Origin of the sequence: Pseudomonas sp. GD04091 (assembly GCF_029836165.1) — a bacterium.
GTDB lineage: Bacteria > Pseudomonadota > Gammaproteobacteria > Pseudomonadales > Pseudomonadaceae > Aquipseudomonas.
The window spans coordinates 185779-200406 of sequence record NZ_JAOEBG010000005.1 but is presented as its reverse complement, the minus strand read 5'-3'; the positions used below and the strand labels follow the sequence as shown (position 1 = coordinate 200406).

The 14628-nt window shown below is 68.0% G+C and carries 9 protein-coding genes; 5 read left to right on the top strand and 4 right to left on the bottom strand.

Annotated features, from left to right (window positions below; all coding sequences use genetic code 11):
- Positions 1-125: 125 nt before the first annotated feature.
- Entirely contained in the window at positions 126-6443 is a 6318-nt protein-coding gene (locus tag N7422_RS09070; RefSeq protein ID WP_279806239.1) for a non-ribosomal peptide synthetase, read from the bottom strand.
- 426 nt (positions 6444-6869) lie between these two features.
- Between N7422_RS09070 and N7422_RS09065 the strand changes: the two genes are divergently transcribed.
- The 5 genes from N7422_RS09065 (at position 6870) to N7422_RS09045 (ending at position 12576) form a co-directional block, all read left to right on the top strand.
- Positions 6870-7652 carry a helix-turn-helix transcriptional regulator gene (locus N7422_RS09065; protein WP_279806238.1) on the top strand — a complete coding sequence of 261 codons (783 nt, stop codon included), beginning with the start codon at positions 6870-6872 and terminating at the stop codon, positions 7650-7652.
- 27 nt (positions 7653-7679) lie between these two features.
- On the top strand, positions 7680-9131 hold the full coding sequence (locus tag N7422_RS09060; protein WP_279806237.1) for an efflux transporter outer membrane subunit: 1452 nt from the start codon (positions 7680-7682) through the stop codon (positions 9129-9131).
- 156 nt (positions 9132-9287) lie between these two features.
- A complete protein-coding gene (locus N7422_RS09055; RefSeq protein WP_279806236.1) occupies positions 9288-10358 on the top strand; it encodes an enoyl-CoA hydratase/isomerase family protein in 1071 nt (356 codons plus the stop codon).
- A gap of 16 nt (positions 10359-10374) precedes the next feature.
- Positions 10375-11526, top strand: coding sequence for an acyl-CoA dehydrogenase family protein (locus N7422_RS09050; RefSeq protein WP_279806235.1), 1152 nt, complete (start codon positions 10375-10377; stop codon positions 11524-11526).
- Between the two features lie 159 nt (positions 11527-11685).
- Complete coding sequence (locus tag N7422_RS09045; RefSeq protein ID WP_279806234.1) at positions 11686-12576, top strand: universal stress protein; 891 nt, start codon at positions 11686-11688, stop codon at positions 12574-12576.
- Positions 12577-12639: 63 nt separating this feature from the next.
- Here the strand turns inward: N7422_RS09045 and N7422_RS09040 are convergent, their stop codons facing one another.
- The 3 genes from N7422_RS09040 to N7422_RS09030 form a co-directional block, all read right to left on the bottom strand.
- Positions 12640-13161, bottom strand: coding sequence for an acyloxyacyl hydrolase (locus tag N7422_RS09040; protein WP_279806233.1), 522 nt, complete (start codon positions 13159-13161; stop codon positions 12640-12642).
- 214 nt (positions 13162-13375) lie between these two features.
- Complete coding sequence (locus tag N7422_RS09035; protein WP_279806232.1) at positions 13376-14122, bottom strand: phytanoyl-CoA dioxygenase family protein; 747 nt, start codon at positions 14120-14122, stop codon at positions 13376-13378.
- A gap of 32 nt (positions 14123-14154) precedes the next feature.
- A complete protein-coding gene (locus N7422_RS09030) occupies positions 14155-14595 on the bottom strand; it encodes a carboxypeptidase regulatory-like domain-containing protein (RefSeq protein WP_279806231.1) in 441 nt (146 codons plus the stop codon).
- Positions 14596-14628 lie beyond the last annotated feature (33 nt).

Here is a 14628-nt window from a genome sequence, read left to right as displayed (position 1 = left end):
TCGGCGGGGATCGGGCTGACAGGGGAAGCAGGGACATTCCCGGCGCGCTGTCTGCACCGGCCTCTTCACGGGTGAATCCGCACCCACGGCCTTGAAGCCGCTGGGAGCGGGTTCACCTGCGGGCATCAGAGCCGTCGGCGCGCCTGCAAGCCAGGTATGGTGGTGCGCGGCACTTCTACACGGGCCTGTTGCAAACGCGTGCTGGCCGCCAGCCCGGCCAGGGTCGGCTGGCTGAACAAGCTCCGCGCGTCGGCATGCAGCCCCGCCTGGCGCATGCGCGCCACCAGGCTCACGGCCAGCAGCGAGTGCCCGCCCAGTTCGAAGAAGTTGTCGTCGCGGCCGACCTGCTCGATGCGCAGCACCTCGCCCCAGATCTGCGCCAGGGCGGTTTCCAGCTCGCCCTCGGGGGCGACGTAGCGGCGGCTGATCACCGACTCGGGGCCGGGCTCGGGCAACGCCTGGCGATCGACCTTGCCACTGGGGCTCAGCGGCCAGCGCGCCAGGGCCACGAACGCCGATGGCACCAGGTACTCCGGCAGACGTGCCAGCATGTGGCTGCGCAGCGCCTCCAGCCCCGGCGCCGGCTGACCGTCGCGGCAGGTGAAATAGGCCACCAGCCGCTCGTCGCGCATCAGTACCACGGTCTGGTCCAGGCCGGGGTAGCTCGCCAGTTGCGCCTCGATTTCCCCCGGCTCGACGCGCAGGCCGCGCAGCTTGAGCTGGAAGTCATTGCGGCCGAGGAACTCCAGTTCGCCGTCTTCGCGATAACGCGCCAGGTCGCCCGTGCGGTACAGCCGGTCGCCGACCACGAACGGGCTGGCGATGAAGCGTTCGGCCTGCAACGCCGGCAGGCCAAGGTAGCCGCGTGCGACACCGACGCCACCGATATGCAACTGGCCGACCGCGCCGAACGGCACCGGACGGTCATGGGCATCGAGCAGGTACAGCCGGGTGTTGCAGAGGGCGCGGCCGATCGGCGGCGCACTGACCGGCAACGGCTGGTCGGGCTCCAGGGTCCAGGCAGTGCTGTCGACGGTGGCCTCGGTGGGGCCGTAGACGTTATGCAGGCGCACCCTGGGCAGGCGCGCGCGCACCGCGCTGGCCAGCGCCAGGGTCAGCTCGCCACCGCCGCAGAAGATGTCGGTGAGGCTGGTGCAGCGTTCCACGCCCTCGACTTCGAGGAACTGATGCAGCAGGGCCGGCACGAACTTGACGGTGGTGACCGCGCGCTGGCGGATCAGCTCGGCGAGGTAGGCTGGATCGCGATGGCCATCCGGCCGCGTCAGTACCAGGCGCAGCCCTGCCGCGAGCGGCCAGAACAACTCCCACACCGAACCGTCGAAGCTGAACGGCGCCCGCTGCAGCAGCGCATCCCCCGGCCTTGGCGGGCACAGGCCCGAGCCCCAGTGCATGAGGTTGCACAGGCCGCGATGCTCGATCATCACCCCCTTGGGCGTGCCGGTGGAGCCTGAGGTGTAGAGCACGTAGGCCAGGTGCGCGGCGTTCAGGCCTGGCACTTGCGGCGCTTGGTCCGGATATCGTCGGCCATCGTGACGATCGAGGTTGACACATGGCACTGCGCTGCTGGCCAACAGGCCTTCGGTGGCGTCATGCACCAGCACCGTCAGCGGCGCGCTGTCAGCGAGCATGTAGCGCAGGCGTTCGTCGGGGTAGCCGGGGTCCAGCGGCACGTAGGCGCCACCCGCCTTGAGGATGCCCAGCAGGCCCACCATCAGCGCCAGGCCTCGCTCGATGCAGATCGCCACTCGGGTATCAGGGCGCACGCCCAACTCGATCAGCTGGTGGGCCAGGCGATTGGCCTGGGCGTCGAGCTGGCGGTAGCTGAGGCTGTCGTCGCCGGCCTGCACCGCGATGGCATCGGGGGTGCGTTGCACCTGTTGCGCGAACAACGCGGGCCAGGTCTGCCCCACTGGGCTGCTCAGGTCCTCGGTGGCGTTGAGCTCGACCAGCAGGGGTTGCAGTTCGCCGGCAGGCACGCTGCACAGTTGCGTCAACGGCGTGTCCAGGCCTGGTGCGAGCAAGCCCTCCAGGGTGGTGAGCAGATAGTCCAGCAACCGCTCGACGCCCAGGCTGCGCGGCGCCCGCAGGCTAAGCCGGACAGCCTGGCCAAGGTCGTCGACCGCCAGCATCAGCGGCTGGCTGACCACCTCGCTGGCGCCCAGCAGTTCCACTCCCGGCAGCGCCGTCCTGTGCTGCGCGCCGTGACGGAAGTTGAGCAGGCTGTCGAACAGCGGCATGCCTGCGGGCAAGGCGCTGCAGCGCTGGGCCAGCACCTGTGGCGCATCCTCATGGGCCAGCAGCGCCGCAAGGCGTTCGTGGCTCTCGCCCAGGGCCTGGCCGAGGGTCCGTCCAGCCAGGCTCACTCGCAGCGGCAAGGTGTTGATGAACATGCCCAGCGCCCGTTCGGCGCCCTCGCCCGCCGCCAGACGCCCCAGCAGCACCGTGCCGAACACCACCTCGTCCTGCCCCGAGAGGCTGCCCAGCACCTGGGCCCAGGCCAGGTGGAACAGGCTGGCGAGGCTGACATCGGCGCTGCGCGCCAGTTGCCGCAGGCCCTGGACCAGGCGCAACGGCACAGGGTGTTCCAGGGTCTGCAGCGTTTCGGCCGCAATGGGCAGCCCGGCCACGCCGAGCACCCGGGTAGGCGCCTCCAGGTCGCCCAGCATCTGCCGGAAGAACGCTTCGTGCTGCCGCTCACGGCCAGGCGCGGCATGCGCCGCTGCGAAGTTGCGATAAGGCACCGGTACCGGCAGGTCGCGCCCCTGCCCGGCGAGCAAGGCGCGCAGCTCGGTCAACAGCAATTCGAGGGATAGCGCATCGTTGACCAGGTGATGGAAGCACAGCAGCCCGAGCCAACGGCCCTGCCCCGGTGCCTCGGCGACGCTCAGGGCCATCATCGGTGCGCGGCGCAAGTCCAGCGGCTGGCTCCGGGCCTTGAGCCGATCCTCGGCATCGTCACCGCCGGGGAGCACCTCGACCGGCAGTTCGGCCTGGCGCCAGACCACCTGTTGCGGCTGCGCCTGTGCCTCCCAGGCCAGGCTGGTGCGCAGGATGTCGTGGCGCTCGATCACCTGCTGCAAGGCCCGGGCGAAGGCCTGCCAGGCCTCACGGCTGGCGAAGGCGAACAGCGCCTGTTGCTGGTAGGGATCGCGGGCGTCGGTGATGTGGTGGTACAGCAAGCCCTGCTGCAGGGGGGCCAGCGGATAGATCTCCTGTACGTTGGCGGCGCCGCCCGGCACGCCGGCGACGATGCGCTCGATGGCCGGCTGCTCGAGCGCCGTCAGCGCCAGCATGTCGGGGGTGATGTGCCGGCAACCGACAGGCACGAGGTTATCCGGCAGCGCTCGGCTGCCGTTGGCGCTGGCCGACGCCGCGAGGCTGGCCAGGGTCGGCTGGCCGAACAGAACCTGTACGTCGGCATGCAGGCCTTCCTGGCGCATGCGTTCGACGAGTTGCACGGCCAGCAGCGAGTGCCCGCCGAGCTCGAAGAAGTGATCGTGCCGTCCTACCCGCTCGACCCCGAGCAACTCGGCCCACAGCGCCGCCAGGCGCTGCTCGGTCGGCCCCTCGGGCGCAGCGTAGACGCGGCGCACGCTGGCCTGCGCGGTGGGCGCCGGCAGGGCCTGGCGGTCGAGCTTGCCGTTGGCTGTGAGCGGCCAGCGCGGCAGCCTCACGTAGGCGCCTGGCAGCAGCGCCGCGGGCAGGCGCTCGGCCAGGTGCTCGTGCAGCTCGCGCGGTGCCACCTCGGCCGCGCCGATGAACCAGGCGACCAACTGGCCACCCTGCAACAGCACCATGCATTCCTGCACGGCGGCGTGGCGAGCCAGGGCAGCCTCGATCTCGGCCAGTTCCACGCGCACGCCACGGATCTTCACCTGCTCGTCATTGCGGCCCAGGTACTCCAAGGTGCCATCGACCTGCCAGCGCACCAGGTCGCCGCTGCGGTACATGCGCGCGCCCGGCTCGTCGCTGAACGGGTCGTCGAGGAAGCGTTCGGCGGTCATTTCCGGGCGGCCGAGGTAGCCGCGGGCGACGCCCCTGCCACCGATGTACAGCTCGCCGGCGACCCCGGGCGGCAGCAGGCGCTGACTGGCATCGAGCACATACAGGCGGGCGTTGTCGAGCGGCCCGCCGATATGCAGCGGCTGTCCGGCATACACCGCGCCGAAGCTGGCCACCACGGTGGCTTCGGTGGGGCCGTAGTTGTTGACCAGGGCATGACGTGGATCCCGCGTCAGGTGGCGCAGGCGGTCGCCGCCGATCAGCAAGGTGCGCAAGGTCGGGTGATCCGGACCGTGGGCGAAGACGTGCTCGGCCACCGGCGTGGGCAGGAAGCTGACATCCAGCGGCTGGGCGTGCCACCAGCGCAGCAAGGCATCGATGTCCTCGGGACCCTGGCGTACCGGCGCCAGGTGCAGGGTGGCGCCGCAGCACAACGCCGGCCAGACCTCCCAGGCCATGGCATCGAAGCCGAACCCCGCCAGGCACGACACCTGGTCACCCGCGCGCAGGACAAACGCACGGCAGTGCCAGTCGACGAGGTTGCCGAGCATGCCGTGCTCCACCATCACGCCCTTGGGCTGGCCGGTGGAGCCGGAGGTGTAGATCACATAGGCCAGGTTGCCGGCGCCGAGGCCCAGCACCTGCGGGTCAGCCGCCAGCGTCTGGACGCCTTGGTCCAGCATCAGTCGCGGCGGTCCGTCCGCCGGTAGCCGAGGCGACAGCGCGGACAGCGTCAGCAGCACCTTCGGCGCACAATCCTGCAACAGGTAGACCAGTCGTTCCTCGGGGTGGGCCGGATCCAGCGGCACGTAGGCTGCGCCGGCCTTGAGAATCGCCAACAGGCCGACCAGGGTGTCCAGGCCGCGCCAGGCGCAGATCGCCACGCGGTCCTCGGGCGTCACGCCCAACGCGAGCAGATGCTCCGCCAGTCGGTTGGCGCGGCCGTTCAGCTCGCCATAGCTCAGGCTGTGGCCCTCGTGCCAGGCGGCGACTGCCTGCGGCGCGCTGGCGGCCTGCTGCGCGATACGCCAGTGAATGCAGCGCTCGTCGGCCTGGGTACGACGGCCGTGGCCGAAACTGCGCAGCCGCTCGTGTTCGGCGGCCGTCGGCAGGTCGAATTCGGTCACGCGCAGACCAGGCGATGCCAGCCCCTGGCCCAGCAGGTGCAGCAGGCGCCCGGCCAGCGCCCTGACCTCGCCGGCATCGAACCAGCCCAGGTTGAACACCAGGTGCAGCCAGGCCTCGCCGGTCTGCCGGTTGTTGCGCAGGTGCAAGGCCAGCGGGGTCGGCTCATGGCCGTTGCACACCTTGACGCTGCGGCCCGGCACGTCGCCGTAACGCAGTGCACTGCCCTGTTCTTCATAGGACACGCTCAGCTCGAACAACTGGCCACGACCCTCACCAAGCAGGCCCAGCGCGCGGTTGAGCTCGCTCAGGGCAAAGCGCTGATGACGGAAATCCTGTTTCAGGGCATCGCGGATCGCCCGCACCAGCTCGGCGAACGACAGCTCACCGGCAAAGTCCATGCGCAAGGCGCTGACCTGGGTGAACAACCCCAGGGTCGCCTTGAACTGCGCATTGCCACGGTTGCGCACCGGCACGCCGACCACCCACTCGTCCCGCTGCCAGGTGCGCACGCAGCACACATGCAGGGCCGCCAGCAGCACATGGAAGGCCGAGGCCTGTAGCTCGCCGGCCAGTTTTCCCATGCGCGCCAGCAGGTCTGGATCGAACGGCAGGTCCAGCGCCTGGCTCGGCGTGGCGGCGTCGCTATCGACACGCTCCTTCGCCAGCATCAGGGCGGCGGGCACGCTCTGGTACCTGGCCAGCCAGTAGGCGCGGTCGCGCGCCTGCCGAGGTGAAGCCTGGTAGGCGCTGTCGTCGCTGATGAACGCGCGGTAGGACGGCGCCGCCTCGGGCAGAGGCGACCCGCTGGCGAGCAGCCCGTAGTAGTTGCCCAAGGTGTCGAACAACTGGTCGAAGCCCCAGCCATCGATGATCAGGTGGTGCGCCTGGCCGGCGAGCCAGTGACGCCCGGGGCCCAGCCGGACCAGGAAGAAGCGCGCCAGTGGCCCGCTCGTCAGCGGGAAACGCTGCCCCATGCGCTCGCGCATCAAGGTTGTGGCGGCCGCTTCGGGATCGGCCTCGCCGCCCAGGTCGATGACCGGCAGGGTCAGGGTCAAGCCGGCGTCGAAACATTGCAGCGGCAGGCCGCCGTCTCCCGGCGTCAGCAGCGTGCGCAAACTGTCGTGCAACGCCACCAGGTGATCCAGTGCCTGCCGCAGCAGGCCGACGTCGAGGCTCCCTGCAAGCTCGATGTAGCCCCCGATGTTGTACAGCGGCGAGTCACCGTGGCTGAGCTGATCCAGCCAGATGTCCCGTTGGGCGGAGGTCAGGGGGAAGGTATCGGTGACAGCCATGGGTCGGGACATCCTTGCGGTTGATCGTCCGCGGATTCAAGCACTGCCCCTTGCCGCCTGTATGGCCCCTGAAACCCGGACACCCCCGGGCGTCGTTGCTCACCGGCTCGGGTCGCTGATTTTCATGTAGGAAAATAACCACGGCACGCGCTGACAAGCGGCTTACGTCGCGCACCAGATGCGGAAAAATCCGACAATTCACTGCTTACTGGCGTCAATTTGCCGGCTTTCTGCCGATTCCAGACTTTCCAGCGTCACCTCAGACCACTGGCGAAGCCCGTCACACATGGCATTTTCTGTCCCGGAATTCCATTACAGACGCTGCCTGTCACCTGCGGCTTGAATACCGCCATCCCTGAATCAGAAGGAGAGCACTCGACCACGAGACTGCCCACCGCAAGCCGCGAATCAAGGAAGAAGACCTCTATGAAGCTGACCGACAGCCTGGCGCGACACCACGCCCCGCACTTGTATCTGCAACTGGGCGAACTGATAGCCAGCAGTGGCGACGACGATTTTGCCGGACAGATGTTCAAACTGGTCGACGCCCTGGTGCCGATCCATCAGCTGGGCCTCAGCGAATGGACCCTCGACAGCCGCCAGGCGCGCATCGAACGCATCGTCCCGCTGGGCAGCGCCGGCGCCGGCGAGCCGTCCACGCCACGTGACGATCCACCCGACGCGCTGCTGCAACGCATTCTGCAGATGGACGACCCGGTGCTGATCCACACCCGTCGCCCACTGGGGCGACGGTATCAGGCACAGAGCGCCCATCAGTGCAGTCTGGTGTCCTGCAGCGGCGAACGCCGCTGGCTGATCTGCTGCCACCGCCTGCTCGAACAGCGCGCGTTCACCCTGGCCGAGCTGTCACTGCTCAAGAGCCTGTCCGACACCCTGCTGCCGCTGGTCGAACACCACGCGCTGAGTCTGCCGGTCCGGCAGCGCTCGACATGTGGCCAGCTCATGCCGGTGCTGCCGCCTGGGTCGCTGCGCGCGGCGTTTGGTGAACGCCTGGCCCAAGGCGCGATCAGCCTGTCGGCGCGCGAGCAGGAGGTCTGCCTGGGACTGCTGACCGGCGGCACCGTGCCGCAGATGGCGCAGCGCCTCAACGTCAAGAACAGTTCGGTGGAAACCTACCTCAAACGCGCCACGGCCAAGCTGGGGGTCAGTGGTCGCCACGGGCTGGCGCGCTGGATGGCCGGCGCCTGAGCGCGTGAACAGTCAAGGAAGTGCTCGATGCGTGGATTCGCCCTTATCCTGCTGACCGCGGCGCTGGCTGGCTGCAGTCTGATCCCCGACTACCAGCGCCCGGACGCGCCAGTGGCCAGCCACTATCCCAGCGGGCCGGCCTACTCCGACGGCGCAACCGGCGCGACCGCGGAGCAGTGGCAGGCGGTCTTCCAGGACCCGGCGCTGCGCCAGCTGATCGACACGGCGCTGGCCAACAACCGTGACCTGCGCGTGGCACTGCTGAATGTCGAAGCCAGTCGCGCCCAGTACCGCATCCAGCGCGCCGAGCTGCTGCCCGCCGTTTCGGCCAACGCCAGTGGCCAGCGCCAGTACCTGCCCCGCAGCGCGACCGGAAGCGGCGACGGCATGATCAGGTCCACGTACGCCGCGAACCTTGGCATCAGCGCCTACGAGCTGGACCTGTTCGGCCGGGTCCGCAGCGCCAGCGCGCAGGCCCTGCAGACTTACCTGGCCAGCGAGCAAGCGCGCCGTGGCGCGCAGCTCAGCCTGGTGGCGAGCGTCGCCACCGTGTACCTGACCTGGCGCGCCGACCAGGAACTGCTCGAACTGTCCCAGCGCACCCTCGCCGCCGACGAACAGAGCCTGCGCCTGACCACCCGACAACGCCGCACCGGCACCCTTTCGGCGCTCGACCAGATCCAGGCCCAGACCCGGGTCGACAGCACCCGCGCTGCCGTGGCGCGCTATCGCCGGCTGGCCGCCCAGGACCTCAACCAGTTGACGCTGCTGGTCGGCGGTCCGTTTGCACCGCCCCAGCCTGCCCAGCCACTGGCCGGCGAACTGATCGCCCAGATACCGGCAGGGTTGCCGTCGCAGTTGCTGCAGCGTCGCCCGGACATCCTCGAGGCCGAGCATCGACTGCAGGCTGCCAATGCCAACATCGGCGCGGCTCGCGCCGCGTTCTTCCCCAGCATCAGCCTGACGGCCAATGCCGGGGGTTCCAGCCTGGAGCTGTCCAACCTGTTCAAGGCCGGCTCGGGGAGCTGGCTGTTCCAGCCACAGATCAGTCTGCCGGTGTTCAATGCAGGCAGTCTCAGGGCCAGCCTGGACTACGCCCGCCTGCAGAAGGACATCCAGGTCGCCCAGTACGAGAAGGCCATCCAGACGGCCTTCCAGGAAGTGGCCGACGGCCTCGCGGCCCGCGCCACCTACCAGCGCCAATTGCAGGCCCAGCGTGATCTGGTGGCGGCCAGCCAGCGCTACTACGACCTGGCGCAGAATCGCTACCGCACAGGTGTCGACAGCAGCCTGACCTTCCTCGATGCCCAGCGCGAGCTGTTCAGCGCCCAGCAGGGGCTGATCGGCGATCGGCTGGCGCAACTGGTCGCCGAGGTGAACCTCTATACGGCGCTGGGCGGAGGCTGGTCAACCACCACCGAGGTGTCCCGCCAATCCATCAGCAGCCTGTTGCCGACAGGTGCCACGGGGTTAAAGTGAGCTGATCGGTCCGGGCTGCGCCAGTCACGCAAAAATGCAGCATCGCCCTGCACATTTGCCAATTGTGCAAGGCAAATTCGCATGACAGGATCCTGCGATTCGCCCGCGCATCCCAGACTTCATCTGGAAAATCAATAACAAGGCAGGGAGACCGCGATGACCGCGCACGCTCAACCCTCGGCAACGGATCAAGTACTGGCCGAGGTCCGCAACCACATTGGCCACCTCACCCTCAACCGCCCCGCCGGGCTCAACGCCCTCACCCTCGACATGGTCCGCAGCCTGCAGGAGCACCTGAACGCGTGGGCCCAGGATCCGCAGGTACATGCCGTGATGCTGCGCGGCGAAGGGCCCAAGGGCTTCTGCGCCGGTGGCGACATCCGCTCGCTGCACGACAGCTTCAAGACCGGCGGCAAGCTGCACGAGCGGTTCTTCGAAGAGGAATACGCCCTGGATCTGTGCATCCACCGCTACCGCAAGCCGGTACTGGTGCTGATGGACGGCTTCACCCTCGGCGGCGGCATGGGCCTGGCCCAAGGTTGCGACCTGCGTATCGTCACCGAGCGCAGCCGCCTGGGGATGCCCGAAGTGGGCATCGGCTACTTCCCGGATGTCGGCGGCAGCTATTTCCTGCCGCGCGTTCCCGGCGAACTGGGCATCTATCTGGGCGTCAGCGGCAGCCAGATCAAGGCCGCCGACGCCCTGTACTGCGGCCTCGCGGACTGGTACCTGCAAAGCGACAAGCTGGCGGCGCTGGACGCCGGGCTCGACCAGCTGACGTTCGGCGAGCAGCCACTCAAGGACCTGCAAGGCCTGCTCGCACGGCTGGGCACCCAGACCCTGGGTGATGCGCCGCTGGCGCGGCTGCGCCCGGTGATCGACCACTTCTTCGCCCTGCCCGACCTGCCGAGCATCATCGAGCAGCTGCGCGCCGTGACCATCGGCGACAGCCATCAATGGGCCCTGGACACTGCGGCACTGCTGGAAACGCGCTCGCCGCTGGCCATGGCCGTCACCCTCGAGCTGTTGCGCCGTGGCCGTCACCTGGCACTGGAGGGCTGCTTCGCCATGGAGCTGCACATCGACCGCCAGTGGTTCGAGCACGGCGACATCATCGAAGGCGTGCGCGCGCTGATCGTCGACAAGGACAAGCAGCCACGCTGGAACCCGCCGACCCTGGCGGGCCTGACTCGCCAGCGGGTCGACCAATTCTTCGAAGGCCTGTGAGCCCGGGAGTACACAGATGCAAGACCTGGAACTGAGCGAAGAGCAGATCATGATCCGCGACATGGCCCGGGACTTCGCCCGTGGCGAGATCGCGCCCCATGCCCAGGCCTGGGAAAAGGCCGGCTGGATCGACGACGACGTGGTGCGCAGGATGGGCGAGCTGGGCCTGCTCGGCATGGTCGCCCCGGAGCAGTTCGGTGGCAGCTACACCGACTACGTGGCCTATGCCCTGGCGGTCGAGGAAATCTCCGCCGCCGATGGCGCCACCGGCGCGTTGATGAGCATTCACAACTCGGTCGGCTGCGGTCCGCTGCTGGCCTATGGTAGCCCCGAGCAGCAGCAGGCCTGGCTGCCGAAACTGGCCAGCGGCGAAGTGATCGGCTGCTTCTGCCTCACCGAACCCCAGGCCGGGTCCGAAGCCCATAACCTGCGAACCCGCGCCGAGCGGATCGACGGCCAGTGGGTGATCAACGGCGCCAAGCAGTTCGTCAGCAACGCGCGCCGGGCCAAGCTGGCCATCGTCTTCGCCGTGACCGATCCACAGTTGGGCAAGAAAGGCCTGTCGGCGTTCCTGGTGCCCACCGACAACCCGGGTTTCAAGGTCGATCGCAGCGAACACAAGATGGGCATCCGCGCCTCCGACACCTGCGCGGTGACCCTGGATGACTGCCGTATCCCCGCCGCCAACCTGCTGGGCGAACAGGGCAAGGGGCTGGCCATCGCCCTGTCCAACCTCGAGGGCGGGCGCATCGGCATCGCCGCCCAGGCCCTGGGCATCGCCCGGGCCGCGTTCGAGGCCGCACTGCTGTATTCGCGCGAACGTATCCAGTTCGGCAAGCCGATCAACGAACACCAGAGCATCGCCAACCTGCTGGCCGACATGCAGGTGCGGATCAACGCCGCGCGCCTGCTGATCCTGCACGCTGCCCGCCTGCGCACGGCCGGCAGGCCGTGCCTGTCCGAAGCCTCGCAGGCCAAGCTGTTCGCCTCGGAGATGGCCGAGCGGGTCTGTTCGATGGCGATCCAGGTGCATGGCGGCTATGGCTACCTGGAGGACTATCCGGTGGAGAAGTACTACCGCGACGCGCGGATCACCCAGATCTACGAGGGCTCCAGCGAAATCCAGCGCATGCTGATCGCCCGGGAGCTCAAGCACTATCCGCTTTGAGGCGTCATCGATCCCTGTGCCAGCGGGTTGGCCCGCTGCCACAGGCGCCAGGCCCTGCGCGGAAACGGCTAGACTCTAAGGACCGCACCCGCGCCGCAACGCACGGCAGGGCCGCGCAGACCAGGCATGAACGGGGGCTGCCACACGTGGAGGTGTGAGATGAGCCAGTTTCAGCGATTGTTCGTCATGCTCGGCCCGCAGATGCGCCACACGCCAGCCCTGCAAAGGGCCGCCGCGCTCGCCGAATCCAGCGGCGCCTTGCTGGATATCAACGTCTTCGTCGACGATGTCGACACCTTCGGCCTGATGAGCGACGGGCGCGAACGCGAACGCCTGCTCGAACACAACCGCCAGTGGCTGGCCGACGAGGCCGAACAGCTACGCGGCGCCGGCCTGGACGTGTCCACCGAACTGCTGCTGACCCGTGATCCGCTGGGCAGCGTGCTCGAGCAGATCGAACGCCTGGGCTGCGACCTGCTGGTCAAGGATGTCGAGCACGAGCCGATCCTCAAACGCCTGCTGGTCACCCCGCTGGACTGGCAACTGCTCAAGGACAGCCCGGTGGCCGTGCACCTGGTCAGCGAGATCCGCCTGCCCCTGCCACGGCAGATCGCCGCCGCGGTGGACCTCAGCAGCCAGGGTGACGGCGAACACCTGGACCAGCAGGTGATCCGCAGCGCCCATGCCCTGGCCTTGCAGTGCAATGCCGAGCTGCACCTGCTGCACGTGTGCGATGCGGCCAAGACCCATATCGCCGACTTCGGCGCCGGCACTGTGACCATGCCGGGCTTCGAGGGCAGCGTGCGCACGGCGCAACGCGCGGCGTTCAACCGCCTGGGCGATCATCACCAGATCGACCTGGAGCGTCGACACTTCCTCGAAGGGCCGGCGATCAAGGCGATCACCCAGTACATCGCGGCCAGCCGGGTCGATGTGATCGTCATGGGCAATCACCGCCATGACGCCCTGCAGACGTTCCTCGGCGGCACCACCGCCCATGTGCTGGAACACCCGCTGTGCAATGTACTGGCGATCAAGGCGGTGCGCTGAAACGAGATCGCGGGGCCAAGGCCGCTCCAGGATTTTCCTGAAAGCGGCGCCCCGCGCTGTGGCTCAGAAGCCCTTGCTGTAGAACAGCGAGTACGACTCGATACCGTCGTTGGGCTGCTTGAGGCCGGCGTTGGAGTAGTGAATGGCGCGGATACCGACCTTCTGCTCGGCCGGCAGCTTCAGACCGAAGCCGATCCGGTCCTCGAAGTTGACCGAGGAGCCCAGGCGCTGGTCGCCCACGTCGGTCTTGGAGAACGCCGCCAGGCCGATACCGGCCTCGATGAACGGGGTGTAGGTGAAACCACTGAACTCGTACACGAACACCGGGCTGAAGGACAGCGAATGGGCGCCGCTGGCCTCGCCGCCTTCCCAGTAGGTGTAGGCCGCATCCCAGTAGCCGGTCAGGTGGCCGGTGCTGCTTTCCAACCACTTCTTGTCCCAGTCGAACGACAGGCCGATACGGTAGGTCATGTCGCCCTGGCCAGTGGCGCCGACGGCACCCGATACCTGCGCGGCCTGGGCCAGGTTGGCGCCGGCGAAGGCCAGCACGGCGACGGCCAGCGAAGTGGCGAGACGGTTTTTCATCAATGACTTCTCCTGATGGTCTTCACGGGCAGGCCCGCGCGGTGAACGCGGGTCTGCGGCAAGCGGGGGCTTCGCCCCTCGTTGTGCACTTGCGGGCGGACGCTTCCTGGCCGCGTAACAAGTGGTAATACTTCTCGGATTATCGTCCGAATAATCTGAAAGTTGAAAGGGCTTTGCCACCATTGGCTAAGGACACAGCGTTCCACAGGTGAGCTCAGTCGTATTCCGACTCCTCGTGCTCCCCCAACAGCCGGCGCTGGCGCGGCGTGGCTTGCGCCAGCACATCGGGGTTGAACCGCCAGCTCAGGTACGGCGAGAACTTCTGCGCGACCATCCGCCGCCCGTAGTGGACCTGAAGCAGGTCGCGAACCTGCCCGGCGCTCCGGTTCGCGCCCCCGCCATGCCAGACATCGCTGCGAAACAGCAACGCGTCACCGGCCCGGCACAGGATCGGGCGAGCCCCCTGCCCTTGCCAGCTGGCCTCGTCGTCACCCGGCGCCCGGCCGGCCCGGTGGCTACCCGGCACGATCAGGGTCGGCCCCAGCGCCTGGTCGATATCGCACAGATAGAGCTGCGCGGTAATGATCTGCGGCGCTGGCGTGAAATGCTCGTGCGCCTGCAGCCAGGCCGGCAACGCCATGGGCAGGTGATCGAGGTGCAGCGCCATGCCCGCATACCCCGGATGGCTGCGCCAGGCGGTCTGGCCGATGATGTGGCAGTCGCGGCCGAGGGCAGCCTCGGCGAGTCCGATCAGCGGCGGCAGGTCGAGAAACGGCAGCCACAGTGGATCGCGGTTGAACACGCATTTGTAGTGTTCGAGCAGGCCCTGGTAGTCCCAGTGGATGGGCTGCAGGTCATCGATCGCGCAGCGCAGCAAGGCGATGCGCAGCGGATCCAGCACCCCGGGGATCACGGTGTAGCCATCATCGTCGAGGGCCTGTAGGCAACGCTGCACATCCATGGTGGTGAGCCTCGTGCGCCGCCGGGAGTGTTTCAGCGCCAGTTCAGGTCAACGCGCGCCGGCGCCTTGCCGTCCACCGTCACCTGCTGTTGCACGGTCTGGCCATCGGCGCTACCGGCCACCCGGTAATGCCCCGGGGGCAACTGTACGTAGATCAGCGGGCCGACATCCTGCAGTGCCAGCAGCTGATTGCCCTGGGCCGATTCGATGACCAGGCTCGCGCCCCTCTGGAACTTGCCTTCAGGGCCGGTGGACAGGGTGATGTGCAGGTTGTAGCCCGGGGTGCGCCGCAGGGCATTGGCTTCGTCCTGGCCGATACCGCCTTGCAGGTAGCGGATGCCGTTCTGCTCCTGCGCTTGCAGTTGTACGCCCTGAGGGTCGACAGGGGCGTTCGGGTCGGCGGCGACCAGGGTCAAAGGCATGCTCAGCGCCAGCAGCAAGGCTGCGCAAAATCCAGGGTGATGGGTCTGCATGGTGCGTTCCTCCCTCCAGGGGTGGTCTACACA